The sequence below is a fragment of the Acinetobacter sp. AC1-2 genome (assembly GCF_016124155.1).
In the GTDB taxonomy this organism is placed as follows: Bacteria; Pseudomonadota; Gammaproteobacteria; order Pseudomonadales; family Moraxellaceae; genus Acinetobacter; species Acinetobacter calcoaceticus.
The window spans coordinates 659,307-683,840 of record NZ_JABFFO010000001.1; the positions used below are offsets into that span (position 1 = coordinate 659,307).

31 protein-coding genes and 1 pseudogene are annotated in these 24,534 nt (G+C 35.2%); 22 read left to right on the forward strand and 10 right to left on the reverse strand.

Going from position 1 to position 24,534, the window contains the following annotated elements; all coding sequences use genetic code 11:
• Window positions 1-24: 24 nt before the first annotated feature.
• On the reverse strand, window positions 25-546 hold the full coding sequence (locus tag HL290_RS03020) for a hypothetical protein (RefSeq protein WP_198496375.1): 522 nt from the start codon (window positions 544-546) through the stop codon (window positions 25-27).
• A gap of 312 nt (window positions 547-858) precedes the next feature.
• On the opposite strand from HL290_RS03020, the gene HL290_RS03025 reads away from it, so the two are divergent.
• From HL290_RS03025 to HL290_RS03050, 6 genes are all read left to right on the forward strand, one after another.
• A complete protein-coding gene (locus HL290_RS03025; RefSeq protein ID WP_198495554.1) occupies window positions 859-1,083 on the forward strand; it encodes a hypothetical protein in 225 nt (74 codons plus the stop codon).
• Window positions 1,084-1,232: 149 nt separating this feature from the next.
• Window positions 1,233-1,607 carry a TonB C-terminal domain-containing protein gene (locus tag HL290_RS03030; protein WP_198495555.1) on the forward strand — a complete coding sequence of 125 codons (375 nt, stop codon included), beginning with the start codon at window positions 1,233-1,235 and terminating at the stop codon, window positions 1,605-1,607.
• Window positions 1,608-1,904: 297 nt separating this feature from the next.
• Entirely contained in the window at window positions 1,905-2,174 is a 270-nt protein-coding gene (locus HL290_RS03035) for a hypothetical protein (protein WP_017388147.1), read from the forward strand.
• Window positions 2,175-2,317: 143 nt separating this feature from the next.
• A complete protein-coding gene (locus tag HL290_RS03040) occupies window positions 2,318-2,518 on the forward strand; it encodes a hypothetical protein (protein ID WP_003652344.1) in 201 nt (66 codons plus the stop codon).
• A 185-nt stretch (window positions 2,519-2,703) separates the two neighbouring features.
• On the forward strand, window positions 2,704-3,216 hold the full coding sequence (locus HL290_RS03045; RefSeq protein ID WP_132069317.1) for a hotdog fold domain-containing protein: 513 nt from the start codon (window positions 2,704-2,706) through the stop codon (window positions 3,214-3,216).
• 11 nt (window positions 3,217-3,227) lie between these two features.
• Window positions 3,228-3,803, forward strand: coding sequence for a lysozyme (locus HL290_RS03050; RefSeq protein ID WP_198495556.1), 576 nt, complete (start codon window positions 3,228-3,230; stop codon window positions 3,801-3,803).
• An 86-nt stretch (window positions 3,804-3,889) separates the two neighbouring features.
• Here HL290_RS03050 and HL290_RS03055 read toward each other — a convergent pair whose 3' ends face one another.
• A complete protein-coding gene (locus tag HL290_RS03055) occupies window positions 3,890-4,306 on the reverse strand; it encodes a carboxymuconolactone decarboxylase family protein (protein WP_198496376.1) in 417 nt (138 codons plus the stop codon).
• A 110-nt stretch (window positions 4,307-4,416) separates the two neighbouring features.
• On the opposite strand from HL290_RS03055, the gene HL290_RS03060 reads away from it, so the two are divergent.
• On the forward strand, window positions 4,417-4,731 hold the full coding sequence (locus HL290_RS03060) for a winged helix-turn-helix transcriptional regulator (protein ID WP_003652340.1): 315 nt from the start codon (window positions 4,417-4,419) through the stop codon (window positions 4,729-4,731).
• A gap of 596 nt (window positions 4,732-5,327) precedes the next feature.
• On the forward strand, window positions 5,328-5,591 hold the full coding sequence (locus HL290_RS03065; RefSeq protein ID WP_198495557.1) for a hypothetical protein: 264 nt from the start codon (window positions 5,328-5,330) through the stop codon (window positions 5,589-5,591).
• A gap of 56 nt (window positions 5,592-5,647) precedes the next feature.
• Here the strand turns inward: HL290_RS03065 and HL290_RS03070 are convergent, their stop codons facing one another.
• On the reverse strand, window positions 5,648-6,502 hold the full coding sequence (locus HL290_RS03070; RefSeq protein WP_198495558.1) for a DMT family transporter: 855 nt from the start codon (window positions 6,500-6,502) through the stop codon (window positions 5,648-5,650).
• Window positions 6,503-6,737: 235 nt separating this feature from the next.
• On the opposite strand from HL290_RS03070, the gene HL290_RS03075 reads away from it, so the two are divergent.
• The 7 genes and pseudogenes from HL290_RS03075 to HL290_RS03100 all read left to right on the forward strand — a co-directional run bounded on the left by HL290_RS03075 (window position 6,738) and on the right by HL290_RS03100 (window position 11,191).
• Complete coding sequence (locus tag HL290_RS03075; RefSeq protein ID WP_005039826.1) at window positions 6,738-7,607, forward strand: LysR family transcriptional regulator; 870 nt, start codon at window positions 6,738-6,740, stop codon at window positions 7,605-7,607.
• Window positions 7,608-7,759: 152 nt separating this feature from the next.
• Window positions 7,760-7,891, forward strand: a complete 132-nt coding sequence (locus tag HL290_RS03080; RefSeq protein ID WP_004643213.1) for a hypothetical protein — start codon at window positions 7,760-7,762, stop codon at window positions 7,889-7,891.
• A 273-nt stretch (window positions 7,892-8,164) separates the two neighbouring features.
• Window positions 8,165-8,452, forward strand: a complete 288-nt coding sequence (locus HL290_RS03085; protein WP_042896947.1) for a hypothetical protein — start codon at window positions 8,165-8,167, stop codon at window positions 8,450-8,452.
• Between the two features lie 248 nt (window positions 8,453-8,700).
• A complete protein-coding gene (locus tag HL290_RS03090) occupies window positions 8,701-9,063 on the forward strand; it encodes a NirD/YgiW/YdeI family stress tolerance protein (RefSeq protein WP_198495559.1) in 363 nt (120 codons plus the stop codon).
• Between the two features lie 410 nt (window positions 9,064-9,473).
• Entirely contained in the window at window positions 9,474-10,586 is a 1,113-nt protein-coding gene (locus HL290_RS03095; protein ID WP_198495560.1) for an OmpW/AlkL family protein, read from the forward strand.
• 55 nt (window positions 10,587-10,641) lie between these two features.
• Window positions 10,642-10,728 (forward strand): annotated as a pseudogene (locus tag HL290_RS18865) (hypothetical protein); the annotation flags it as partial.
• Window positions 10,729-10,762: 34 nt separating this feature from the next.
• The gene (locus tag HL290_RS03100; RefSeq protein ID WP_198495561.1) at window positions 10,763-11,191 is read left to right on the forward strand and encodes a PPC domain-containing protein; all 429 of its coding nucleotides are present in this window, start codon (window positions 10,763-10,765) and stop codon (window positions 11,189-11,191) included.
• A gap of 65 nt (window positions 11,192-11,256) precedes the next feature.
• Here HL290_RS03100 and HL290_RS03105 read toward each other — a convergent pair whose 3' ends face one another.
• Window positions 11,257-12,843, reverse strand: coding sequence for an ATP-binding cassette domain-containing protein (locus HL290_RS03105; protein ID WP_198495562.1), 1,587 nt, complete (start codon window positions 12,841-12,843; stop codon window positions 11,257-11,259).
• Between the two features lie 260 nt (window positions 12,844-13,103).
• Entirely contained in the window at window positions 13,104-13,547 is a 444-nt protein-coding gene (locus tag HL290_RS03110) for a universal stress protein (protein ID WP_004643207.1), read from the reverse strand.
• A 289-nt stretch (window positions 13,548-13,836) separates the two neighbouring features.
• On the opposite strand from HL290_RS03110, the gene HL290_RS03115 reads away from it, so the two are divergent.
• From HL290_RS03115 to HL290_RS03125, 3 genes are all read left to right on the forward strand, one after another.
• Window positions 13,837-14,064, forward strand: a complete 228-nt coding sequence (locus HL290_RS03115) for a hypothetical protein (RefSeq protein ID WP_003652322.1) — start codon at window positions 13,837-13,839, stop codon at window positions 14,062-14,064.
• Between the two features lie 176 nt (window positions 14,065-14,240).
• A complete protein-coding gene (locus HL290_RS03120) occupies window positions 14,241-14,414 on the forward strand; it encodes a hypothetical protein (RefSeq protein WP_198495563.1) in 174 nt (57 codons plus the stop codon).
• Between the two features lie 268 nt (window positions 14,415-14,682).
• Entirely contained in the window at window positions 14,683-15,126 is a 444-nt protein-coding gene (locus HL290_RS03125) for an RDD family protein (protein WP_092706924.1), read from the forward strand.
• A gap of 58 nt (window positions 15,127-15,184) precedes the next feature.
• On the opposite strand, the gene HL290_RS03130 is transcribed toward HL290_RS03125, so the two are convergent.
• Window positions 15,185-16,360 (reverse strand): benzoate/H(+) symporter BenE family transporter, encoded by a 1,176-nt coding sequence (locus HL290_RS03130; RefSeq protein WP_198495564.1) that lies wholly within the window; start codon window positions 16,358-16,360, stop codon window positions 15,185-15,187.
• Window positions 16,361-16,546: 186 nt separating this feature from the next.
• On the opposite strand from HL290_RS03130, the gene HL290_RS03135 reads away from it, so the two are divergent.
• The gene (locus HL290_RS03135; RefSeq protein WP_004643202.1) at window positions 16,547-17,020 is read left to right on the forward strand and encodes an Lrp/AsnC family transcriptional regulator; all 474 of its coding nucleotides are present in this window, start codon (window positions 16,547-16,549) and stop codon (window positions 17,018-17,020) included.
• A 50-nt stretch (window positions 17,021-17,070) separates the two neighbouring features.
• Here HL290_RS03135 and leuE read toward each other — a convergent pair whose 3' ends face one another.
• The 3 genes from leuE to HL290_RS03150 all read right to left on the reverse strand — a co-directional run bounded on the left by leuE (window position 17,071) and on the right by HL290_RS03150 (window position 19,807).
• Window positions 17,071-17,721, reverse strand: a complete 651-nt coding sequence (gene leuE / locus HL290_RS03140; protein ID WP_198495565.1) for a leucine efflux protein LeuE — start codon at window positions 17,719-17,721, stop codon at window positions 17,071-17,073.
• Window positions 17,722-17,793: 72 nt separating this feature from the next.
• Window positions 17,794-18,783 (reverse strand): transaldolase, encoded by a 990-nt coding sequence (tal, locus tag HL290_RS03145; RefSeq protein ID WP_092706928.1) that lies wholly within the window; start codon window positions 18,781-18,783, stop codon window positions 17,794-17,796.
• A gap of 130 nt (window positions 18,784-18,913) precedes the next feature.
• Window positions 18,914-19,807 carry a LysR family transcriptional regulator gene (locus HL290_RS03150; RefSeq protein ID WP_005039849.1) on the reverse strand — a complete coding sequence of 298 codons (894 nt, stop codon included), beginning with the start codon at window positions 19,805-19,807 and terminating at the stop codon, window positions 18,914-18,916.
• 89 nt (window positions 19,808-19,896) lie between these two features.
• Here HL290_RS03150 and aceI point away from each other — a divergent pair, with 89 nt between their 5' ends.
• Window positions 19,897-20,331 carry a chlorhexidine efflux PACE transporter AceI gene (gene aceI, locus HL290_RS03155; protein ID WP_004643197.1) on the forward strand — a complete coding sequence of 145 codons (435 nt, stop codon included), beginning with the start codon at window positions 19,897-19,899 and terminating at the stop codon, window positions 20,329-20,331.
• Between the two features lie 67 nt (window positions 20,332-20,398).
• Here the strand turns inward: aceI and HL290_RS03160 are convergent, their stop codons facing one another.
• Window positions 20,399-21,967, reverse strand: coding sequence for an acetyl-CoA C-acetyltransferase (locus tag HL290_RS03160; RefSeq protein WP_045430848.1), 1,569 nt, complete (start codon window positions 21,965-21,967; stop codon window positions 20,399-20,401).
• Between the two features lie 234 nt (window positions 21,968-22,201).
• Between HL290_RS03160 and HL290_RS03165 the strand changes: the two genes are divergently transcribed.
• Together HL290_RS03165 and HL290_RS03170 are read left to right on the forward strand one after the other, a co-directional pair.
• Window positions 22,202-23,593 carry a 3-oxoacyl-ACP reductase gene (locus HL290_RS03165; RefSeq protein ID WP_198495566.1) on the forward strand — a complete coding sequence of 464 codons (1,392 nt, stop codon included), beginning with the start codon at window positions 22,202-22,204 and terminating at the stop codon, window positions 23,591-23,593.
• A gap of 77 nt (window positions 23,594-23,670) precedes the next feature.
• Window positions 23,671-24,525 carry a MaoC family dehydratase gene (locus HL290_RS03170; RefSeq protein ID WP_005046507.1) on the forward strand — a complete coding sequence of 285 codons (855 nt, stop codon included), beginning with the start codon at window positions 23,671-23,673 and terminating at the stop codon, window positions 24,523-24,525.
• The last annotated feature ends 9 nt before the right edge of the window (window positions 24,526-24,534 follow it).

A 24,534-nucleotide genomic window follows, 5' to 3' on the forward strand; every position in this document is an offset into this window, starting at 1 on the left:
AGCCCTCTAGCGAGGGCTTTTAACTTATTTAAAAGAAGGTTGGCTTAAGATTTTGTAGACCTTTTCTTTATATACATCGTTGGAAATGACGCCTTTATCTCGCTGTTGTTTTAGCGATTTAAACTGCTGACCATGAATTTCTCTTTGAATATTCACATTATCATGATTTCTAATGTAGTAAAGACTACGCTCATGATCACTCATATTGACTGTTTCATCAGTAGAGTAGGACGGCTTAGCTTCCTTTTCTTGATATTGTTTTGCAATTTCAAAAAAATCTACATTTTGATGATTTGCGCCAGAATTAGAAAACTCTTTTGGTTGCCCATTAAATTTATGGTCTTGAGAACTCACGTTTACTGCAAGCATGCTTTTATGCTGATTAAAGTTAGGGTGATTATATTCTTGTTTCATTTGAAACGTGTTTGTTTCAGAAAAAGCTACGGGAGAAAAAAGACTAATATTTAAAAATAAAAAAGTTAATAACAATCTATTCATTTCTTTTGAAGTCCAATTGAAATTGATTAAATCACTGTATTGTAACATTAAATTTGGTTTTTTGAAGATTGAATTTTGAGTGGATTTGATCATTTGGTCAATAATAGGGTGAATCGACAGGTTTGTGTGAAGTTCTATTGAAAGCTTCACACAAAGAATTTTATATAAAATAAAATCTAAAATTCTTAACTTTAGAGTGTTTGTCCATTATCTAATTTTAATATTTGTCCCGTAACAGATTCTAATTTTTTAAAATACTTCTTTATAAATTTGTTGTTAAGTTAAGCTAAACAGTGTTGGTGTGACAATGGCGATTCAATTTGTTAAATTGCGTGGTTTTTATAATAGTTGGCGAAATTTATGAAGACGTTTTTAGTTATATCTTTATTGGGTTTTGAGCTGATTGGCTGTGCTTCATCTACATATAATTCTCAAGAAAATTACTTAAATAAACCTCTAATTGTTCCAGAAAATAAAGCCTTTAATAGTTTTAAAACACCTGAACACGGAATTTTTACCGATCAAGATATCTATAATATTCCAGAAAATTCAAACATGAATATCCGTTATGAAGTCCCTTTTTAAAGAAAAATAAAACATTAATTTAAGCAAAGGTGAAATAAGGGGAGCTTACCACCTTTGCTGACGAGGAATAATTAATGATTAATATCGCCTTCGGGTGGTTTTTTAAATTTTAAACTGTTAAATTTTAGTTATTGAAAAAGGTATTTAAAATGAAAAACTTCACTATTATTGCTTCCTTATTTTTATTGGTTGGGTGTACTACTGGTCATAAACAAGCCACTCCTGTTCAAGTGACTGATAATAAAATCACTTCTGAGGCTGATAAATATAAAAAACAATATCAAAAGAAAATTTATAAAATATGGGATGTTCCAGAGTCTTCTACAGGGATGAGTGCAAGCGTTAAAGTATTTTTAAGCGATAGTGGGGAAATTGAGCAAATCATCTTTTTAGATAAAGAAGAACAAAAATTTAAAACAAGTATTGAAAAAGCGATCTGGCGTGCAAGTCCATTTGCTTTGCCTTCCAACCCAGAAGTAAGAAAACAAGCAAGAAGATTCAATATGAAATTTCAGGCGAAATAAATGAGTTCTTCTTAATCATTAGGAGCGAATTTAAAATTATTAAGGTATATTAAATTTGCTCTCTAGTTTCATGAAAAATCTAAAATAGTTAGTTTAATTACTATGAAGGTTTTCTTTAAAATAAAAAGCATTATTTCATTCTTGTCTTACAGAGCAAATAAAACATTTTATTTATTGGTAAACAAAATATATAAATTAGTTACATTGCTATCAAAACATAACATAAACAAAACTTTAAACAGGTATTAAACTAATATAAAAAATATGTGAATCCATAAATATGTTCAAAGACAAAGTATGAATGAAGCAAAGAAATCTGTTAAAGAAAGTAAGGCAACTTCAGTTGTAGCGTGGAGCGTAATTTTATTTGGAATTGTTGCAGGAATTGCCTTTATTTTGTCATATGGGCAAGTTGAAACAAGAAATGATAATCTAGATATTATTCAAATCTGGTCTAAAGAAATGATTACAGTAGGTCTCTTCATTATATTTAATGGACTACTGTTCGGTTACTTACTTTTAAAAATTAGTAGTATTTTGAACCATCTTGAAAATAATAAAAGCTAATTCGTAAGAGCTTATTAACCGCTTTTTAGCGGAATAAATGTATCTTAAAGTGTCAGTTACACAAATGATGATTGTTTGGTGTTGAATGTATCCGTTAATTATTTAAGCATGGAGTGACACAAGTTAAGTAAAGGATGAATCTCATGATAGATGAAGAAAAACCCTTAAATTTTGACGATGATGAAGAGCCTCTCGATTTTGCCGATGAAGAATTTATCGATGATAAAAAAGAGGATGAGTTGTATAACAGCATTACAAAAGATGGATCAAGCGTAGATCCTGCAGATGATGGTGAGCGACACATTCGCCCTGAAGATGGCGATCCCATCGAAATCGAACAATAACTCAAAGCCCAATTCAATATTGGGCATTTTTAATAGGTTTGATTTTTTATCTGAACAATACGATATGCTAGAGGTTATTCAATCATTATCATTAATGACTCAAAAAATTAATACCTAAGCAATGAGTGTAGGGATGTGTACATATATATTTATTGAATGATTTATTCTCGAATTGAAGTAAAACTATGAGTAATTATATTTCTACATTTACCAACAAAATCAAAAATAAAGCAGTTCCACCTGTCAATGATGTTCTGATCGCTTTTAGGACTTTGAAGACCGTACCGGGTGGATTAACGCTATTGTCAAAAGTCGTTAGTCGAGTTGCTCCATATTTTCAGACTGTAAATCCAATTATCCAAAAATTAGATGTAGATGTGTGTGAAGCCTCGATCAAAAAAAATAAATCAATCGAAAATCATATCGGGACGGTACACGTGATTGCGATATGTAATGGGCTGGAATTTGTCATGGGTGTGTTAGCTGAAGCATCTGTGCCTCAACATTTAAGATGGTTACCTAAAGGCATGAGCGTAAATTATGTCGCCAAGGCAGATTCTGATATTAAATTAGTGGCAACAATTGATGAGGAATGGAAGGTGGGAGATATGCAAATAAAAGTTAATGCTTATAGAGCGGATGGGCAGCCTGTAGTTCAAGGATATATTACGCTTTGGGTTACAGAGAAAAGTAAATAACAGGGCATTAAATGCAAAAAATATTGGATTTTCTCCGCAAAATTTTTACTGCCAAGCCTCAGCAAGATGCTACAGCAGATCACCTCATTGCTACGGCAACTGATCATGGCGATGAATTGATAGGTATCGCGGTTGATGAGATGTCTCTTAGTGTGGAAGGTGTAAACCAAATCTGTAATTTTGAAGGGTTAAAACTCAGTGCTTATGATGACGGTACTGGCGTCTGGACTATTGGATATGGCACGACGCGATACCCTAATGGTAAGCGTGTAAGTGAAGGAGACCGATGCACTCTTGAGCAGGCTAAAGCTTATATGCAGCATGATTTAAAGATATTTGAGCGTGCAGTAAATAGTTCTGTAAAAGTGCCTTTAAAACAGAATCAATTCGATGCACTAGTCTCTCTAGCTTATAACATTGGGGTAGGTGCCTTTAAACATTCGACCTTACTCAAAAAGTTAAATTCAGGCGATTACACAGAAGCAGCAAACCAGTTTGATGTATGGGTAAATGCAGGTGGTAAGCGTTTGCAGGGGCTGGTTAATCGCCGTGCAATGGAAAAGAAATTGTTTTTATCATCAAAGTAGTTGTCTCAATTTTTTATTAAATCTGGTTAAAAAAACATGAAAAAGCCTCGAATGGTCAGGGCTTTTTCATATGGAAATTGAATGGATTAACTTTTATCCCCTAAGGTGATTCTGAGCCTGTTTAATGCTCCCATGAGTGAAATGCTGGTGGTCAACTCTACAATCTCTCGTTCATTAAAATACTCGGCTAAATGAGCTTTTACAGTTTCAATTTTTTCAGATAGAAAAGTGACTGCCTCTGTAAGTTCAAGAGCAAGAAACTGCTTCTTTGAAAAGACATTCGAGTGTTTATAGCCCGGAATTTTATCAATGACTTCTTGGCTTACTCCCATATCTCTTAATTCTTGAGCATGAAAAGCGCAGCAGTAAGCACAGCCGTTGATTTGTGACACATACAACTCAGCTAAAGCAACTATTTGAGGATCAATGCCAGAGGTTCGTATAGATGCATGTGCTGAGTACAAATGATTAATCGTTTTTTTAGCAACTTCTTTATATTCCATCATATAAGCCAGTCATTTGGTGATAAAAAACTATTATTCATCACTAGGTATAGATTGTAAATTAGGCACTATTTTGTTATATAGGTATATTTTTTATACCTAATTAGACAATGAAAGATAATATTTCTGGCTGTTCTGTAGAAGAGGCAATGACAGTATTGGGTGGTCGCTGGAGAATGTTAATTATTTCATTTCTCATCGAAAGACCTATGCGTTTTAATGAGTTAAGACGAGCAATTCCTAATATTTCTCAAAGAATGTTAACTTTAGAGTTACGTTTTTTAGAGGAAGAAGGTTTTATTAACAGAGAAGTTTTTGCGGAAGTTCCTGTTAAAGTTGAGTACTCATTGACTGAAGATGGTAAGAAATTAAACGGTCTAGTTGAGATGCTAAAAGAAGTTGGCTCTTGGCTAAAAGTAAGATAGTGCAGTTTATTTTATAGTTTTATTTACTTTGTTTCAGGTCACGCCGAGATCGTATGTCATCATTTTGACTGGATCATTTATACAAGTTTTAGGCGTAAAAAAGCCTGATGCTACGAATCAGGCTTCAGTATTCATCGACAATAGGAGTTGATGAACAAGACCAATCTAACAGACCTGCTCTATAAAGGCAAACCAATGGTCGACCGAACAGTTCATATAGGCATAATTTTCTCAAATTATAGGTATTAAAAAAGCCCTTGCTCGAAAGCGAAGGGCTTAGTCGTTCATTGATCTAGCAATGAACTATATAAGGCTCATCTCATACTAAGTGCAGTATATCTGAAATTGAAGCAAGAAAGAAGAAAACTTATGACAGATATTTAATAACTTCTTAATTATTCATATAGTCTTTCAATAGACTTAACTAAAGTGTTTGAAAGGTGCTTAATATTTGATTAGCTTTTTTATCTTTAAAAAATATTCTAGTTTTAACTAAATATACACACTTAAACAATTAGTTGAAAAAAGTTTCCATAATCGAATCAAATAGCATGTTAAGTTTTTCTCAATCATAAAAATTTAAAAAGGATGGAAGCATGAAATTTTCATATCAGGATCTTGATGGAAAGAACGTTGAAGTAGTGTGTGAAAGTTATATTCATATACCGTCAGGAACAGCAATAAAATCTACAGAAGCTGGCAATTATCATTTTACTGAAAACTTCAGTTTCTTTAAGAAAACTGAAGCTGATTCTATACCTATCTACCGATTTGCGATTGACCAAAATTTTAATGTTTTTAATAGTGATGAATTACCCGCTTTAGCTCAAATCGGCACTGGCTGGAAAAAATTGGTCTAAGTTCGTATTTAAAAATAAGACCCTCAATCGAGGGTTTACCCTAAAATCTTTAAGAATTATTTCTTTTTAAATACGAGCATTAAGCCTAGCAAAATTGCAATCATCCCAATTAAACCTGCTAGTGGTAACTTATTTTTTAAAATTAGAAAATCTAAAAGTGCAGTCACGATAGGAACCAGATAGAACAGGCTTGTCACATTTACAATATTGCCCTGACTTAGAAGTCGGTAAAGTAAAAGCTGAGCAACTACAGAAATTAAAATTCCAAGAAATAAGACTGAAATAATCAGTTGTGAATTCCACGTTATTTCAAAATGTTCAAAGGGAACTATAAATAAGCAGACGATAAGACTGATGACATATTGTAGCGGTAAGACATCAGTCGGGGCTTGTTGAATGTTCTTTTGCATTATGGCCCCAAAAGTTATACAGATGAGAGCAGCTAAGGCAAACAGCATACCAATTGGAGCAATAAAAGACAGTGTCAGGCTTTTCCATACTAAAAGTATGAGCCCTGCTAAAGAGATGCATAATCCTAGCAGTCTTTCTTTTTGCCAATTCTTTTCCATAAGGCAAAGCGTGAGTATAGGCTGTATTCCCATAATTGTTGCCATTAAGCCAGGAGTGACTCCATGGGCCATAGCTTTAAAATAGCAAATTGAATAACCTGCAATAATAAGCAACCCAGTCAGCAGAACTTGTTTTCGAGTTCCATGTTTGGGTAAAAGTCGTTTTCTAAAAAGAGCAAATACGAACAGAACAATCAAAGCAGTAGAAAACCGCAGAATTAATAATGCTATAGGCGAAGCATTATCTAACCCCCATCGAGTAAAAATTGCGGCACTACCCCAGAGTAAAACAAAAGCGGATGTTGCACTTTGTGATGCAAGCATCTGTTTATTTAGGCGCATAAAACCTCCTCCTAGTGTGTAATACCTAAGAAATACGAAGTGATAAAATTGTTAGTAAGTACAGCTATTAATGTGTTATTCAGTCATTAATCATGTACTGATCTTGGTTAAAATTGTGAATAGGACAAATAAATCGCTTTGAACTTATTATGATTTCAGTATGGGAGAGAGAATAGGTAAAGAAAAGCGCATAATTCTTTTATATACTATTTGAAAATCGAATAGATAAATTGTAATGACTTTAAAAAACCTACAGATTGATTGGCTGAAGTGTTTTGTCACAGTAGTAGATACAGGCTCATTGTCAAATGCAGCGCCTGAGCTATATCGTTCGCAATCTGCTGTTAGTATGCAATTGAAAAAATTAGAAGAAGCTCTACATTGCCAACTTTTAATACGAACGCACCGACAAATTGAATTAACGTCGCAAGGACAGCTACTTTTAGGTTACGCACGCCGTATTCTCGATTTACATGCAGAAGCACAAATGGCATTTCATGGAGATGAATTGAAGGGACGTATACGCCTTGGAGTACCTGATGACTATGCTGCTAAATATTTAACACCCGTACTCAAGCGTTTTGCACCACGTTATGGAGGTGTTGAAATCGAGTTGATCTGTGAGCAATCTACGTCTTTAATTCCGCGGGTAGAAAGTGGTGATATAGATTTGGCATTAATTTCGAGAGATAACGCTCGTCAAGGAACACTTTTATTCCATGAACCGATGGTGTGGGTAGGGTCTCCACAGTTTGAACTTTGGCGAGAAGACCCACTTCCAATTGCAGTTTACGAAAGTACGAGCCAAGCCAAAAAGAGCGCTATTCATTCTTTAGCATTACAAGGGCGCCGTTATCGTGTGGTCTACAACAGTTCAAGTTTAGCGGGCCAAATTGCAGCAGTTGAAAGCGGTTTAGCAATCGCCGTGTTCACACAGTGTAGCGCTCCTGAGCATTTAACCATATTAGGTGCAGATCATGGCCTCGGACCTTTAGAGCCGATGGAGGCTGCGGTTTATCGGAGTAGGTCATCGTTAGAGTCGAAGGCTGTAGATCATTTATACGAATTACTCATTAAAACGCTCAGACACTCAGTTAACGTTTAATGGTCAAATCTTAAGTTGATATTTAAATGTAAAACTAAAGAGCTTTACATTTTTGCGCTAAATCTACAAAAAAGCCTAGAAACCTATGCTGATCGTAAAACTAATAAAAAGTATTTATTAACTCACTATCTGAACAATTCATGAGGCGAAGTATGACAAAAATTATGGCTACCTTAGGTTTAGCTGCGATTATTTCTTTAAGTGTGAGCGCTTGCCAAGGTGAAAACGATACAAAACAGCAAGATAAAACGACAACCCCTCATTCAATGGACAAAGATTCATAATCTAGATGAATGCTTAGGCCCGTCGTAAGATGGGCTTTTTTATATCTTTTTATTTCCACTTTAAAGTGTGATTTGTAACTCACAATATTTATTTTTAATGGTGCTGTTCAAAATATGTTGACTAATATGCTAGGTTTTAAATATATTTAAATCCAACACCAATCATTTTAAATATAACTCTATATTTAAAGTAAATTGGTTCAAATGCCATCAGATCAGAAATTTAACCTTTAAATTTGATTATAAAAATATTAATTAATCAAGGAGGTGGGTATGGACGCTAAATTTCATTCTGAAAATGAATATGGTTTTATTCTAGATATTTTGAATACTTATGTTGTGATAAAGAAGACATTAAAAAATGATCATTATCCTTATGATTCATTTGGTTATCTTCTAGCTCTTTATCAACCACTAAAAGTTTATATCCCTCAACTTCCACATCCGAAAATTTATATTGAGATTGGTGGAATTTCATATGACCGAATGATTGTTGGGCAAACAGAGGATGAAACGGAAGCCATAAATATTTTATCGAATTTAGGACAACTTGTTGCTTAACAATTAAGTGATATTTTAATGCTGAGTTTAATTTACTTAAGGAAAGCGTTTTCTTAAGTAAATTAACGATAAAGCTATAGGCTAGAAAATGGTTGTTGGAAGAGAAAACTTAAAGAAAATATTTGGTGTTTCTATTCATCCTCATTAAACAAAGACTCTAATAAGATACAAAAAACCACAAAAGCTAAATCTATAACTTTAAAAGAATTTGTTTATATAACTAAGAACATTAAAAGTAGGTCATCGTAATGAAAAAAATATTCTTAGCCACACTCACTGGGTTGGCTTTATTGGGTAGCAATGCGGTATTGGCTAAACCAGATGCCGCCTTATTGAAAGAAGCGACAAAAAATGTAGTCACGGTGTCTAAAGCAAAAACCTTGGCTGATGAGTCTGGTGTTACGTTAACAGGTACCATCGTAAAGCATATTGCTGGTGATCATTTTGAGTTTAAAGATGCAACTGGATCAATTGTAATTGATATAGATGATGACTTATGGAAACCTTTACAACTAAAAGCCGGAGATAAAGTCCGTGTTGTGGGAGAGGTGGACACACATAGACTTAAGCCTACCGATATTGAGGTTTTTAAGATTGAGCGTGTTAAATAAAACTAGATCATTTGTATAAAAACTGCTCAAAGTAAACAAAAAAGAAAACTCCTATTTTTAGGAGTTTTCTTTTGAAAGACGATAACTTTTTATTATTGTGGGGTGAGGCGTGGAGTTAAATTTCGACCTCATTTCTATCTAATTGGTTCAATCAGAAAAGCGGACGAGTATTAAAATCTGACTATTTTTACTTTTGAATTATTTTACCAATCGTTAAATTATAAATTTGCATAGTGTTACCATTTGTCAGAAAAATTAGATAACTATTTCATGTAATTAATGAGATAAATTGATGGGTTTGTCTAAATTAATTCTGTTTAAAAAATATACCGATTGATAAAAACGGCAACTTGTCTATATTCCATACATATATTGCAAAATCAGCAATATATTTCTAGGATGGAATAAAAATGAAAAAAATAGTAATAAAAATAGCAATATTGAGTTCATTATCTGTAATCACAAGCATGAGTTATGCGCAGGAATTTAAAAGATTCTCTGTCTCTGCTGGTTGGCTACATGTAATGCCACAGGGTAAAGCTAATCCATTTAATATTAATACCGCTGTTAAAAATGGAACCGTAGCTAAAGTCGGTACTATTTCAACAACCAGTTTTTTAAATTCGGTTGATCCGAATGCCACTATGACTGATATGGGTGGAGAGGTTTGGAATTTAAAAGAAACCCTTACTGAGTTTCTAGCCCAACCCGAAATCCAAGATCAACTTACAGACGGTAACGGGAATATTCTAGCTGAAGTTGCTGGTACAGCGCGAATTGAGGGATTGGAAAGCTGGCAACAGCAAGATGCGGGACTAGAAGTTGATGATGTAGATACATTAGGTTTAACATTTAACTATTATCTTAATGATCATGTGTCTTTACAATTTATTGGCGGAATTCCACCTAAAGTTGATGTTAAAGGCAAAGGTGAAATCTTAGCACCATTAAGCGGAGTCGCAATGTCTCCCAATGACCTAGTGAAATATCTTTTCCCAGACGGCTTTACCTTAGGTCAAGCGATTCCAATTACCAACCTAGGGAATAAATCTAAAGCTGCATCTATTCGAGCATGGACGCCAACCATAGAAGCACAATATCAGTTTGGTAAAAGTGGCGTAAATAAGTTTAGACCCTATATTGGAGCTGGTTTAATGTATGCCCATTTTAATGATATTAAACTCAATGATGGGATTCGTTCTGATTTAGTCTCCGCAGGCCATATGATTCAGAATGTGTTAGATGGTAAAGCAGGAGCAGCTTTAGACCGTAAAGAATCGAGTGGAAAAATGGTTGTTAATGTTGATGCCGATGATGCGATAGCTCCTATTTTTACTGCTGGGTTTACTTATGATTTTAATGATTCATGGTATACGGTTGCTTCCGTATCTTATGCAAAGTTGAGTAACAAAGCACAAATTGATGTAGTCAATCAAAATACGGGAACTCGCTTAATACACGCAACAACAAAAGTTGATATTGATCCACTGATTACCTATTTAGGGGTAGGCTATCGGTTCTAAAATTTTAATTATTTAAATGGAGTATCTCAAAGTGAAAGTAAAACTGGAACTTTGAGATATCCTATTTGTTACTAATTATAAAAAGTAACTACTACTCATCAAAATCATACATAAAGTAAAATTTTATAAAAATTATTTTTAATATAATAATTTAAAAATATTTTGAGGATTAAAAATTGAAAAAAATCATTAAAACTTTATTATTATCTATACTGATTTCAACTACATCCTTCTCTGTTTTAGCTAAAAATATTGAGCAAAAAGTTAATTTTTTACAAGGTTCAACACATACCACATTAACTGGAAAATTTCATGGCTATGATGATGTAAGGTACAAGATTTATGTAAAGAATGGACAAGTATTAAAATTTAATATTAATAGTCTTGGTAATTTAGCCTATGTCAATATTTTTGCACCAGGTAAAAAACCAGGTAAAGATAATGCATTATTAATTGGCTCAACTGTAGGATCGAAAGGAGAACTTACTTTGCCAGTTGATGGCGATTATATTATTCAAGTTTATCAAATGCGTAATAGTGCTCGTAAAAATAAAACTGTGAAATATAGTCTAGATGTCGAATTATTAAATAAAATAAAAAAATAATATTTTATAAAATTTACTAGCTTTCATATGAGAGCTAGTAAATTTGAAAATGATAGAGATAGTCACTACTCGATTAAAGAAAATGACTCGTAAATGCCACAACTTTCAACAAACATTTGATCATGTGAAACTAGTAATACAGCACCTTCATAACTCTGAATAGCACTAGCTAATAATTCTCTAGATTCAATATCTAAATGATTTTCGGGTTCATCTAATAACAGAAGTTCGGGGATAGGATGTATCTGGCTAAGCGCTAATAAAGCTACTTTGAGTTTTTCACCACCACTTAGTTGCGACAAGAGATAAGTACTTTTATCACCGCGAATTCGAAGTTGGCCTAATAAATTTCTCCATTCCAATTCTGAAAGCGCATTATTCATGTGAGTTAAATTCTCAATAACAGACATTTCATCACATAAAAAGCTAAAGTTTTGATCGAGATAAAAGCACTCTACAAATAATTGAATGCTGTCACAGGACTGATTCTTCTGTGCATTGATTGCTTTAAGCAGCGTTGACTTTCCAATACCATTTTGACCCGTTATGTGAATTTTTTGAGCGGCATATACAGCTAAATCTATTGGTTGTTGAGTTCCATAGTTCAGTTTGAGTTTCTTAATCCGAAGAATTTCTCCAGATTTTTTATGAAAAGTGGGGAAGACAAACTGTTGTGGTTTGACGGTTTCAAGACGCATTTTTTTGTCTTTTAAGTGATTTTGACTATTTGTAATTTGTCGTTGGTGCTGAGACTGTATAGCCGCAATACTTTGGCCCGCTTGTTCCTTTTTAAAGTCGAGCAAAATTTTGGCTTGAGAATTTGATTCTCTTAATTTATTGCCAGCACGTTCACGTTTTTGAGCTTTCATTAATACATCATGTTGCTTTTGCTTCATATGTTTAAGATCACGTTGGTTTTGTTGAACAGCTTGCTCTAAAGCTACAACATGAGTTTGATATTGCTCATCAAATTTCTCATAGTTTCCGGTTGTGTGATGTAAACCATGTTCATTTAAGTGATAAATATGATCTACCTCATTTAACAAAGTGCGGTCATGACTAATGATAAGTGCACCTGGTGGGTGTGTTCTTAAATGGTCAATTAACCATTTTCTAGATTCTTGATCTAAATGATTGCTAGGTTCATCAAGAAGTAAGTAGTGATCTGATTTTAAAAATAAACAGCTTAAGACCAACTTGGTTTTTTGACCTTCACTTAAGTTGTTAACTGGAAAGTCTAAATCAGTGGGCAAATGAGCGGATTCTAAGAGGGTATTCCATAAGGTGGGGAGGTCCCATTTACCGTCTAACAAATCATAATCATCAAAGTTGGCAACACCTTGCTCAACTCTTTTAAAAGCTTGATAAATGTCTAAGATATCTAATGCTTCAGCTATGGTCAGTCCCGTTAACCGATGTAGTTGAGGTAAATAAGCATGTTTTACATGCCAAGATATTTGTCCAGAAGTAAGAATTGAATCTGCTTTAAGCGTCTGATTTAACATTTGCATAAGCAAAGATTTACCTTGACCATTACGGCCAATTAAGGCAGACACCTGATTCGATTCAAGGCTAAAATTTAGTTGTTTAAACATGACTTTAGATGAAAGCTCTAAAGTCAGCTGTGATATTACACATGCCTGCTGAGTCATAAAAACCTCATAAATACAGGATGTACAAAATAGGAAAAAGCAGTTTTAAGCAGAGACGTTAAATCACAAAAAAAATAGTCTATTTTGCACATCAAAAAAAGAAAAAATGATGAGAAAAAAGACTTACTTCATTGGCGTGACTCACGAAATTGAAAGAATAAGAAACTATTCTATCTGGGTTTTTGGCTAGTGTAAAATTTATACAATCTATTTTATTAAAAACCCAATCAAAGGATTGGGTTTTTTGCATCTAAAAAATTTTATTCTTTTACAACCAATACCTGAATTTTGGTACTGTTTAAAACATCTTGAGCAAAACTACCCAAAATAAGTTTTTGGAAGCCTTTGCGACCATGAGAACCAATGACAATCAAATCGGAACCTAAGCCTTCTACAGCTTTTAAGATACCATCTGAAGAAATTTCACCTTGGATAATCTGAGTTTCGGCATCAATACCTTCTTCAGCGCATAAAGCTTTTACTTTTGCGAGAGTTTTTTCTGCATTGGCACGTGCTTCAACAAAATAATCTTTTACAACAGGTGAGATGTAATAAAAATCTACGCCGCTAAAAGGATCTACCGCAACTAAGCTAATAGCGGTCAATTTACTCCCAAATGCCTTTGCAATATGAGCTGCTTGTCTTGCTGCTGCTAAAGAAATTTCAGAACCATCGACAGGTACAATAATATGTTGGTAATTCATAATGTTATTCCTCTTATTTACAGTTGTTATATGTATGAAGCATTTATTAATTAAAGATTAACATATTTCATTCTCGGTAAACATCTATTCAACTAAAGGAAAGGAAAATTAAATAAAATTATTTTAAATCATTAACTTATGTTTATTCTCATATTGATTGTGATGGAATTTAAGAGCTATTGCTGAATAATTGATAATATTTACATGAAAATTACAAAAAATTACCGTTCATATTTCTGTCATATAGAAAACGTATAACAAAATAGTAAACTAAGGGGGAGTGATGAAGATGGCTGATTTAACAGCAAAGAAAATCAATAAACTCATTGAAGAGTTTCGTCAAACAGGTAAAGAACCAGAAAAATTAGTCGTTGGTTATAAAACGTATGCCAGACTGATGACCGAAGATAAATTTGCAGAAAAAGTTGTCCCTTCACTAGAAAATTCAAAAGAGCGGTTATATAAAAATTTAAAAATTAAACTTGTGACTGAAAAGCATTACTTTGAAATCAAATAAAATTTATGTGAAATACATCACTGCTTATTAAAGTAAAGTAACACTAAATAAGTTTAATAACATGATTATTCTATGATGAAACAAATTAATAGTGTAACCAACATTTGAAAACAGCAATCGTTTATAAACTCGATAGAATAAATTGCTTTTATTTTTAAGTAGTGGAATAAATCGAGATGCCAACACTCAGTGTAATTATATTTTATGTTTTAACTATATTAGGTAGTGTAGTTATTGTTTATGGATTAGTCAGTTTAATTGTTTTTTTAATTTTTATTGGATTAGCTCTATTATTTTCAGCATTATTATTAAAAACAGAATTTAAATTAGATATTTTGTTCTGGAGATAAATATAATATGTATTTATATTTTTAATTATCTATAAAACTGTTTCAATAGAGCTGAAAAGAAAAATTTCAGTTCTAAAAAGATTAAATTAGTTTTTATGGTGAATATTAGTGTAATAACGTTTTTTTGATCGAAATTATTACAATAAAATATAAAAGTAGAAAATTTTAAATTTATTTAAGTATTTAAAAATAAAAAAGTTTCATTTAGGATAAAAGTAAAATTGTAAAAGCGTTTGTAGCTATTAAACAATAACAAAGCGAGGTGAGCATGACTTATAAGTATGAGTATGCAGGGTTCTGGTTAAGATTTGGTGCAATGATTATTGATACTCTTATTCTTTTTTTGGCAATTATTCCTGCGGCATGGATTTTTTATCAGGGGGATTATGACTTAGTCTTTGCCACAGGCTTAAGTGCGAAACCACAAAATTATGGGTTTGATTTAATCGTGAACTATGTATTTCCTTTATTGTATTCAATTTTATGTTGGCTGTATTTTGCAGGTACTCCAGGTAAACGATTGATGCGATTAAAAGTTTTAGATGAAAAAACAGGCAATAAGCTAACAGTCATGCAGAGTATTATTCGATACATTGGCTACATTCCATCAATTTTGGTATTTGGTATTGGTCTTTTTTGGGTCGCATTTGATGCTAAAAAACAAGGCTGGCATGACAAAATGGCGAAGTCAGTTGTAGTGAGAGAGCTATAAGAAATAAGACGAAAAAGCGTTCATAGCATTGAAAATAGGGACTATGAACGCTTTTTTATTAACTTTTTTTGACTTTAAGTTTTAAAATAAAATATACAACAACACCTACAATAAGTCCCCAAAAGGCCGATCCGATACCGAAAAATTGAATGCCCGAAGCACTACATAAAAAGGTAAATAATGCCGCTTCACGATCTTCAACCTGAGCAAATGCGATTGCAATGTTGTGGCTGATCGTACCAAATAATGCAATGCCAGCTAAAGCTACAATAAAGATATGTGGAAAAGACATGAGTAAGCTTGTCAGTGTTGCAGCAAACAGGCCCATTAAAATGTAGAAAAAACCACAGCTCATGCCTGCAATATATCGTTTACTTGGGTCTGGGTGGACTTGATCGTCTAAGCTTACAGCCGCACTAATCGCAGCAATATTTACGCTATAACAACCAAAAGGTGCAAGTACAACTTGGGTTAAACCTGTCCAGCCAATCAGTTGATTAACATGCGGTTTATAGCCATAACTTTTAATCATGGCAATTCCGGGTAAATATTGCGAAGCCATGCTAATCACAAAAAGTGGTAGAGCTAAGCCCAAAAGTGCTGACCAGCTAAATTCCGGACTAATCCAAACAGGTTTAGCCAAAGACCACTGAAGTGTAGGCATATGAAATTCTAAAAAGACAGGGCACAGGGCAATACCCGCAAGTGCTGTGAAAACAATGCTATAACGCGGCCATAATCTTTTTGTAATTATATAAATGACCAGTAAAGATAAAACGAACTCCCAATCATTTTGCAAACTGGCGAACAGGGAAATACCAAATTTGAGTAAAACACCTGCAAGCATGGCACTGGTTAAGCTTTGAGGAATATATGAAAGTGCCTTTTGAAATATACCTGAAAAGCCTAAAATAGCAGTCAGTAAACCACCCACTAAAAAAGCACCAATCGCTTCATTTAAGCTATAGCCACTGCCTGTTGCCATAATTAAAGCGAGGCCTGCGGTTGACCATGCCGTTGCTACAGGATATTTAAATTTCCAAGAAAGTATGAATCCTGATAAACCAATACCTAAGCCTAAAGCCCAAAACCATGAGGTGATTTGCTCGGGTGAAGCTCCTAAAGCTTGAGCCGCTTGAATCACTAAAATGGCCGAAACACTTATACCTATTAAAAAAGTGATAAAGCCAGCAAATACGGCCGGAATTGAAAAATCTTGAAGAATCTTTTGCATAGCTAAATGTTCTAAATCCCTGAAAAATTAATATGTTTCTGTCTCTGCTTTCAGCTAGGTAAATCTAACAATTTTTTTTAAGAAGGTGCTTTCTATTTTTGACTTAAAATGGAAATAATATTTTCAAAATATTGAATAATGCTATTATTCCTTTCATAAATACTACTAAATTTGGGATATTGTTTTATGGAAGAACAGACTGAAAATTTGACAGTGCTTGAACTTAAAATTATGCGCGCTTTACAAGAGAATGGACGTTTAAGTAATGCTGAACTGGCCAAACTTGTAGGCATAAGTACTTCATCTTGTTGGAATCATACACAGCGTCTTTTTAAAATTGGGGCAATTTTAGATGTGCGTGCTCGGATCAATCCGAGTATGGTGCAGCGTGATACGGTGGTGCTGGTTGGTGTAGTTTTAGATCGTTCAACCCCTGATAGCTTTCAGGCATTTGAACAGGCAGCAGGTGATTTGGAGAATGTTCTGGAGTGCTATCTGGTTGCTGGAGAAGTCGATTATTTTCTAAAAATTCGTGTTAAAGATTTAGCTGCTTTTAACCGATTTCATAGTGAAAAAATTATTGCTTTACCGGGGGTAAGACAAGTCAGAACATTTTTTGTGCTCAATGAAGTTAAAACAGATGGCATGCTGGCATTTTAGCAGTTCATTATGTTTTAACTTGATAAATGCAAAAACTAGGATAAAGATTATTAGATTGTTGAGGTTGCCAGTTTTAAACCGAATCCGAAAAATAGAATCCCTACTAAAAAAATACTACTTGCTGCAATTTTATGGTTCTGTTTAAAAAATGCTGAAAGCTTAATTCCCGAGAAGATTAATGCAGTTAAATAACTAAAACTAATAATTTGTAAAATAATCGCTAAAATTAAGAAACTTAGTGCTGGGTAGGCATAATCGGGTTTGACAAATTGAACAAAGAAAGATAAGAAAAATAAAATCGCTTTAGGGTTGAGTAAACTAATGCTTAATGCTGTTTTATAAGGATGAATTTTATCTAAAGCTGGTAAATCAGCCATTTCAGGTTGTGGTTGATTGCGTTGTTTCCAGCGTTGAATACTACCTTGTAAGAGCTTAAAGCCTAAATAAGATAGGTAAAGTGCACCTGTTAATTTAAGAATAACAAATACCCATGGGAATGCTTTTAATAAAGAGGCTGCACCCAGTACGGTACAAAGCATTAAAATGAGATCACCGGTAAAAATACCTAATGCACCCATATATCCAGTTTTAATGCCATAACGTGAAGCAATTGACATCACATAGAGAGAATTGGGCCCCGGCAATAACACAATTAGGAATGTACCAATAATATATGTTGTTAAATCTGTTATGCCGAACACGAGAAACCCAATAAAAAACCGATTTTTGCCATGATAACAAAAATCGGTGATTTTGTATGAAAAGTGCAGTTTTTAAGGTTTAATTTCCGCATCAATTCCAAAAGATTGACGTAATAAAAAACTTAATTGGTCACGAGCTTTAATAAAGCCATCAACACCACCTTGTAAAAGTTGGAATGCCATTAAGTCGTGGTTAAGTTCGTCTTTAAAACTTTGCTCATCTTGAGCTGGTCTAACAATAGCATCTGCTTGCTTTGATTTAGTTGCATCAAGAGCTGCATCAACTGTACGTGTATCTTGCTCAAGCTGGGTAAGTAAGCCCGGAGAGATCGTTAGTAAATCGCAACCAGCAAGTCCAAGAACTTGATCGATACTACGGAAGCTCGCACCCATCACTTGAGTCGGGATATTTTGCTGTTTGTAATAGGTATAGATCTTTTTAACTGAAACTACGCCTGGGTCTTTTTCGATTGGGTAAGAATCGACACCTTCAGCTTTTTTGTACCAGTCCAAGATACGACCTACAAATGGCGAGATTAAAGTTACTTTTGCATCTGCGCATGCTTGAGCTTGATGTAATCCGAAAAGCAGAGTGAGGTTACAAGCAATCCCTTCAGCTTCGAGTACTTTCGCGGCTTGAATACCTTCCCAAGTCGACGCAATTTTAATAAGAATACGTGACTGGTCAATACCGTAACCTTTGTAAAGTTCACATAATTCATGCGCTTTTTGAATGGTCGCTTCGGTGTTATATGAAAGGGCAGCATCAACTTCAGTCGAAACCCGACCTTCAATCAGTTTTAAAATTTCTACACCGAATTTTACGGTTAAAATATCAATAGTTCTTTCGATTAACTCATCGTTGCTATAGCCTTCCTCTTTGGCTTGATAATAAGCATCTTCAATGAGTTCTTTACTTTCTGGTTGTTCTGCTGCTGCCGTAATCAATGAAGGATTGGTCGTCGCGTCTAATGGACGAAATTTACGAATTGCATCAAGGTCGCTACTGTCGGCAACAACGGTCGTTAGTGTTTTTAATTGGTCAAGTGCTGTATGAGTCATTGATATTCAACATCTTCAGTAATAAATCTTATATTTTCTTTATAGCACAAAGTCTATTCATACTGTCGATATATCAATTGTTATATTTCAAAGAAAAACGTTTAGGTTCTGCATCTAAATTGAAATAATTTTAAGGGACCTGTTGTGTTCGTTGCTTACGGATATGTTCAATAAGGAATCTGGCAGCGGCACCAAGCTCACTTTCACGACTCCATACCAAATCTACGTAATATTCAAATCTTGGAGTGAAATCTAATAAATTCAATATTTTAAGCTTATTTTTAAGTTCAGGGTTTTCTTTAAACATTTCTTGCGGAAGAACACCCCAGCCCAGATCACGTAAAATCATTAAGCAAGCAGAGTGATGGTTATCTGTACGCCAGTAATGTTTCGAAAAAAGTAATTCGGGTTTTAATGTCTCATCTCGACTTGCCACAACAATTTGTCGTGTTGTGAGGATCTGTTCATAAGAAACCTGATTTTGGCTTGCGAGTGGATGACTATTTGAAATAACTGGAATTAAAGCCTCAGGTTTGAGCTCTACAAACTGTTCTCTGTTATCTAGATGCTCACGTTCAAACATGAGTGCAAGTTGGGCAGAACCATCTAACAACATTTGAAGAGCATCTTCTTGAGGGGCAGAAACAATATTAATTTGTAGGTCAGGGAAACGACCCTCTAAAAGGCAAATATAATCGGTCCAGTTGGTGTGCAAGAGTTCAGATACAATCACAATGGTTAAGTTAGCTTCTAAACCTGTGCTTAACGCATGGGCATGTTGTTTCCATTGATTCATTTCAATCAAAAGCTGAGAAGTCTTTTCATATAACACCCGTGCTTCGTCAGTAGGGACGGGCTCACGACCTTTACGATCAAATAAGGTTAAGTCCAGATCAATTTCTAAGTTGGCAATAGACATGCTTACAGCCGAAGGAACTTTTCCAAGTTTACGTGCTGCTGCTGAAAAGGAACCAGTTTCTATAACGGCCTGAAACATGAGTAATTGTTCTTGATTAATATTCATCTGTCAAAAAAACTGAAAGAACCTGATTGGATTAATCAATATTATAAAAATAAAATGCACATTATCCAAGTATTATTGAGTATTTAAAAATGTTGATTTCCAAGAGAAGGATCATTCATGCAATCAGTTATGAAGGAATTTTATTGGTCATCATTGCGATTGCATTAAGTTTTATTTTTGATATGCCTATGGATGTAACCGGAACACTCGGTGTGTTTATGGCAGTGGTTTCAGTTTTCTGGAATATGATTTTTAACCACTACTTTGAAAAAGTAGAGCATAAATATAATTGGGAAAGAACAATCCCTGTAAGGATTTTGCATGCGGTTGGTTTTGAAGGCGGTTTGCTGATTGCAACAGTGCCGATGATTGCTTATATGCTACAAATGAATGTCATTGATGCGCTTATTTTAGATATTGGTTTAACACTTTGTATTTTGGTCTATACCTTTATTTTCCAATGGTGTTATGACCATATCGAGGATAAGTTTTTCCCTGAAGCAAAAGCTGCATCACTGCACTAAATTTATAAATCCTAAAATCAAATAAGCACCCAAATGGGTGCTTATTTTTTGTAGTTAGATGTAGAAATTATTTCTCTACAATTGCAACTACACCTTCACCGCCAGCAGTACAGATAGAGATTAATGCGCGGCCTGAACCTTTTTGATTAATCAATTTAGCAGCAGTTGCCAAGATACGGCCACCAGTTGCAGCAAATGGATGGCCTGCACCTAAAGATGAGCCATTTACGTTAAGTTTAGAGCGGTCAATTGAACCTAAAGGTGCATCTAAGCCAAGACGTTCTTTACAGAATTTTTCGTCTTCCCATGCTTTAAGTGTAGACAATACTTGAGATGCAAATGCTTCATGGATTTCGTAGAAATCAAAATCTTGAAGTTTAAGGTTTGCACGCTTAAGCATACGAGGTACTGCATAAGCAGGAGCCATCAATAAGCCTTCTTTAGGACCATTTTTACCAATGAAGTCAACAGCAGCGGTTTCTGAGAAAGAAAGGTAAGCTAAAACTTCATGACCGTTTTCTTTTGCCCATTCTTCAGAAGCAAGCAATACAACAGATGCACCATCAGTCAACGGAGTTGAGTTACCCGCTGTCATTGTTGCAGTTTCGCCTTTACCGAAAACAGGCTTTAATTTAGCAAGTTTTTCAACTGTACTGTCTGCACGTAAGTTGTTGTCACGGTTAAGGCCTAAGAATGGAGTGATCAAGTCATCAAAGAAACCGCGCTCATAAGCAGCAGCAAGTTTTTGATGGCTGCTTGCAGCGAGTTCGTCTTGAGCTTCGCGAGTAATACCCCATTCTAATGCAGTAATTGCTTGGTGCTCGCCCATTGAAAGGCCAGTACGTGGCTCACCATTGCTTGGCGCATCAAGAAGCTTTTTAAAATCAATTTTTGTTAATGCTTTAAGACGGTCTTTACCAGTTTTAGCAACATTGAGCTCAAGCAAAACTTTACGTAAGCCATCGCCAACAGCGATTGGGGCATCAGAAGTGGTGTCTACACCGCCTGCAATACCTACATCAATTTGACCAAGTGCAATTTTGTTAGCAACCACAAAAGCAGCTTGTAAGCCTGTACCACAAGCAATCTGAATGTCGTAAGCAGGAGTTTCAGGGGCAAGATCAGTACTCAATACAACTTCACGAGTCATATTAAAGTCACGGCTGTGTTTTAAAACAGCACCAGCAACGACTTCACCAATACGCTTACCTTGTAAGTTAAAGCGCTCAACCAAACCATTCAATGCTGCTGTCAGCATGTCAGAATTCGATGCTTTAAAATAAGCAGTATTTGAACGTGCAAATGGAATGCGGTTGCCACCAATAATTGCAACGCGGCGAACAGTGTTTTGGCTCATGGTTTTATCCTGTTGAACAGAAGTTTTGGTTTTTGTTGCTTTTGGTGCTGCAGCTACATTAGAAGATGTAGAAGGGGGTGCAGAAGCAGCGCTCTTATTACGAGGGCTTCGTGCAGGTGCAGTCGTTGAACGAGTACGTGTCGTTTTTGGTGTATTAGTTGCTGCTTTAGGAGTAGTGCTGTTACGCTTAGCCGTGTTAGAAGCCGACTTTGATGTATTTGACACTTTTTCCTGAGCAGAATTCTCGACTGCTGGATTTTCTTGAGTTGTTTTGCTCATAAGGCTTTTCCAAGCATATTAACGATATTCTTATACGCTACCTTAACACAATTCAAATAGACCTGTATTGACTAGAATGACATTGTAGATAGCATTCAGGTCAAGACATCAAAAGATCAACTCAAGTATGATTTGGGATGACTCTAATGAACGACTGCTTTCATATTGTTTCTTCACATTTCCTAACATAATGAAGCCTGTCGTAGAAAATCATTTTTTTGAGAGATAATAATCATGACTGATCAATACCAAGCATTTACACAATCTCCAATTGGTAAATTCGTTGTTAAAAATTTGGGTTTACCATCGCCTGTAGCATTAGAGCGTTTTGAAAATGCCCAGCCGGTAGTGAATGGGGCAGTATTGGTTGGCGCGGCGCCGTCAAGTGTATTGTCTGGTGCGATTGCACAAGTACTTAGCAATATTCATGCAGATAGTTATGTAGGCAATAATGTTGCACTACAACAAGACGCTGCAAAAGTTGGTTTAAATTTACGTCCATTTAATGCAGGCGATAAAGAATCAAAATTTAAAGCAGTTGTATTTGATGCTTCTGGTATTCAAAACTCAGAACAGTTAAACGAACTTTATAAATTCTTTAACCCGATCGCACGTCAAGTTGCGACTTCTGGTCGAGTTATTGTGATTGGTACAACTCCTGAAACTGCAAAAACTGTAAAACAGGCGATTGCCCAGCGTGCACTTGAAGGTTTTATCAAATCTGTAGGTAAAGAATTTAAAAAGGGCATTACGGCTCAAGTTGTCTATGTAGATGAAGGTGCTGCTGCAAACCTTGAATCAACTTTACGTTTCTTGCTTTCTCCGCGTTCAGCTTATGTGTCTGGTCAAGTCATTCGTGTTTCTAAAGCAGATGTCGTTGATGTTGATTGGGCAAAACCACTTGCTGGTAAAACTGCGTTAGTAACCGGTGCAAGCCGTGGTATTGGTGAGGCAATTGCACATGTATTGGCGCGTGATGGCGCTCATGTCATTTGTCTAGATGTACCTCAGCAGCAAGCTGACCTTGACCGTGTAGCTGCTGATATTGGTGGTTCTATATTGGCAATTGATATTACAGCTGCTGATGCGGGCGAAAAAATTAAAACTGCTGCTGCAAAACAAGGCGGTTTAGATATCATCGTTCATAACGCAGGTATTACTCGTGACAAGACTTTGGCAAACATGAAGCCTGAGCTTTGGGACTTGGTAATTAACATTAACTTGTCTGCTGCTGAACGTGTAAATGACTACTTGTTAGAAAACGATGGTCTAAATGCAAATGGCCGTATTGTTTGCGTATCATCAATTAGTGGTATTGCAGGTAACCTTGGTCAAACTAACTATGCTGCATCTAAAGCAGGTGTGATTGGTTTAGTTAAATTTACTGCACCTATTCTAAAAAATGGGATTACCATTAATGCAGTAGCACCTGGTTTTATTGAGACACAAATGACTGCTGCGATTCCATTTGCAATTCGTGAAGCTGGTCGTCGTATGAACTCTATGCAACAAGGCGGTTTACCTGTTGATGTAGCAGAAACGATTGCATGGTTTGCATCAACTGCATCTACAGGCGTAAATGGCAACGTGGTACGTGTGTGTGGTCAAAGCTTGTTAGGCGCTTAAGCACTCTTAGCTAAAGATAAGGGGTGCTTGGGCATCCCTTTTTTATTCAAGAATCTATAAATTATAAAAGGTTAGGTATGAATACTCGTCATTTTAGCCAGCTACCAAAAGCGGCATTGGCTTATCCAAAAGTTGTGCAAGGTTTAATCTTTAAAAAGCCTAAAGGGCCAAAAATCTTGCCGCAAGTTGAATATGTGGTTGATAGTCTTGAGATTGATCAAAGTCATCTCAAAGCTTACAACGAAGTATGTGGCTTTAAAAATAATGGCTTTGTACCAGCAATTTATTTGGCTGTGCTTTCTCAAAGTTTGCAAATGCACATGATGACGGCAGAAGCTTTTCCATTTCCGATTTTAGGTTTAGTCCATATTCGTAACCAGATTAAACAAACCAGACCGATTGGTGTAACTGAAAAATTAACCCTGTCATGTAAATTTGGGGAATTAAAACCGCATGATAAAGGTGTTCAGTTTGACTTTATTACCACCGCAAAAGTTGGCAACGAAGTCGTAATGGAAGGCCTAACGACTTATTTATCTCGCCAAAAAGTGGAGAAAAGAGTCGGCGAAAAAGCCAAAGAAGAACAAGTACCAGCTTATGTGCCAAAGGCAGAGTGGGATATTTTAGAAAACACAGGTCGCCGTTATGCGAAAGTGTCAGGTGATTTCAACTTAATTCATATTCATGCTATTACTGCAAAAGCATTTGGCTTTAAGCAAGCAATTGCACATGGCATGTGGAGCAAAGCTAAAGCACTAGCGAATCTTGAATTACCAAATGCTTATGAAGCAGATGTGTGGTTTAAACTGCCAATGTACCTACCTTCAAAAGTTGAGTTTTTAACTGCCAATGCAGACAAAAAGACTGATTTCTTGATTCGTAATACGAAATCACAAAAACCGCATGTTGCAGGAACTGTAAAAGCATTATAAAAATATCAG

Bases quoted from the DNA above. Each gene is read 5' to 3' on its own strand.
- HL290_RS03020 (WP_198496375.1), bottom strand. From the start codon at position 546: ATGTTACAATACAGTGATTTAATCAATTTCAATTGGACTTCAAAAGAA.
- HL290_RS03025 (WP_198495554.1), top strand. From the start codon at position 859: ATGAAGACGTTTTTAGTTATATCTTTATTGGGTTTTGAGCTGATTGGC.
- HL290_RS03030 (WP_198495555.1), top strand. From the start codon at position 1,233: ATGAAAAACTTCACTATTATTGCTTCCTTATTTTTATTGGTTGGGTGT.
- HL290_RS03035 (WP_017388147.1), top strand. From the start codon at position 1,905: ATGAATGAAGCAAAGAAATCTGTTAAAGAAAGTAAGGCAACTTCAGTT.
- HL290_RS03040 (WP_003652344.1), top strand. From the start codon at position 2,318: ATGATAGATGAAGAAAAACCCTTAAATTTTGACGATGATGAAGAGCCT.
- HL290_RS03045 (WP_132069317.1), top strand. From the start codon at position 2,704: ATGAGTAATTATATTTCTACATTTACCAACAAAATCAAAAATAAAGCA.
- HL290_RS03050 (WP_198495556.1), top strand. From the start codon at position 3,228: ATGCAAAAAATATTGGATTTTCTCCGCAAAATTTTTACTGCCAAGCCT.
- HL290_RS03055 (WP_198496376.1), bottom strand. From the start codon at position 4,306: ATGGAATATAAAGAAGTTGCTAAAAAAACGATTAATCATTTGTACTCA.
- HL290_RS03060 (WP_003652340.1), top strand. From the start codon at position 4,417: ATGAAAGATAATATTTCTGGCTGTTCTGTAGAAGAGGCAATGACAGTA.
- HL290_RS03065 (WP_198495557.1), top strand. From the start codon at position 5,328: ATGAAATTTTCATATCAGGATCTTGATGGAAAGAACGTTGAAGTAGTG.
- HL290_RS03070 (WP_198495558.1), bottom strand. From the start codon at position 6,502: ATGCGCCTAAATAAACAGATGCTTGCATCACAAAGTGCAACATCCGCT.
- HL290_RS03075 (WP_005039826.1), top strand. From the start codon at position 6,738: ATGACTTTAAAAAACCTACAGATTGATTGGCTGAAGTGTTTTGTCACA.
- HL290_RS03080 (WP_004643213.1), top strand. From the start codon at position 7,760: ATGACAAAAATTATGGCTACCTTAGGTTTAGCTGCGATTATTTCTTTA.
- HL290_RS03085 (WP_042896947.1), top strand. From the start codon at position 8,165: ATGGACGCTAAATTTCATTCTGAAAATGAATATGGTTTTATTCTAGAT.
- HL290_RS03090 (WP_198495559.1), top strand. From the start codon at position 8,701: ATGAAAAAAATATTCTTAGCCACACTCACTGGGTTGGCTTTATTGGGT.
- HL290_RS03095 (WP_198495560.1), top strand. From the start codon at position 9,474: ATGAAAAAAATAGTAATAAAAATAGCAATATTGAGTTCATTATCTGTA.
- HL290_RS03105 (WP_198495562.1), bottom strand. From the start codon at position 12,843: ATGACTCAGCAGGCATGTGTAATATCACAGCTGACTTTAGAGCTTTCA.
- HL290_RS03110 (WP_004643207.1), bottom strand. From the start codon at position 13,547: ATGAATTACCAACATATTATTGTACCTGTCGATGGTTCTGAAATTTCT.
- HL290_RS03115 (WP_003652322.1), top strand. From the start codon at position 13,837: ATGGCTGATTTAACAGCAAAGAAAATCAATAAACTCATTGAAGAGTTT.
- HL290_RS03120 (WP_198495563.1), top strand. From the start codon at position 14,241: ATGCCAACACTCAGTGTAATTATATTTTATGTTTTAACTATATTAGGT.
- HL290_RS03125 (WP_092706924.1), top strand. From the start codon at position 14,683: ATGACTTATAAGTATGAGTATGCAGGGTTCTGGTTAAGATTTGGTGCA.
- HL290_RS03130 (WP_198495564.1), bottom strand. From the start codon at position 16,360: ATGCAAAAGATTCTTCAAGATTTTTCAATTCCGGCCGTATTTGCTGGC.
- HL290_RS03135 (WP_004643202.1), top strand. From the start codon at position 16,547: ATGGAAGAACAGACTGAAAATTTGACAGTGCTTGAACTTAAAATTATG.
- tal (WP_092706928.1), bottom strand. From the start codon at position 18,783: ATGACTCATACAGCACTTGACCAATTAAAAACACTAACGACCGTTGTT.
- HL290_RS03150 (WP_005039849.1), bottom strand. From the start codon at position 19,807: ATGAATATTAATCAAGAACAATTACTCATGTTTCAGGCCGTTATAGAA.
- aceI (WP_004643197.1), top strand. From the start codon at position 19,897: ATGTTGATTTCCAAGAGAAGGATCATTCATGCAATCAGTTATGAAGGA.
- HL290_RS03160 (WP_045430848.1), bottom strand. From the start codon at position 21,967: ATGAGCAAAACAACTCAAGAAAATCCAGCAGTCGAGAATTCTGCTCAG.
- HL290_RS03165 (WP_198495566.1), top strand. From the start codon at position 22,202: ATGACTGATCAATACCAAGCATTTACACAATCTCCAATTGGTAAATTC.
- HL290_RS03170 (WP_005046507.1), top strand. From the start codon at position 23,671: ATGAATACTCGTCATTTTAGCCAGCTACCAAAAGCGGCATTGGCTTAT.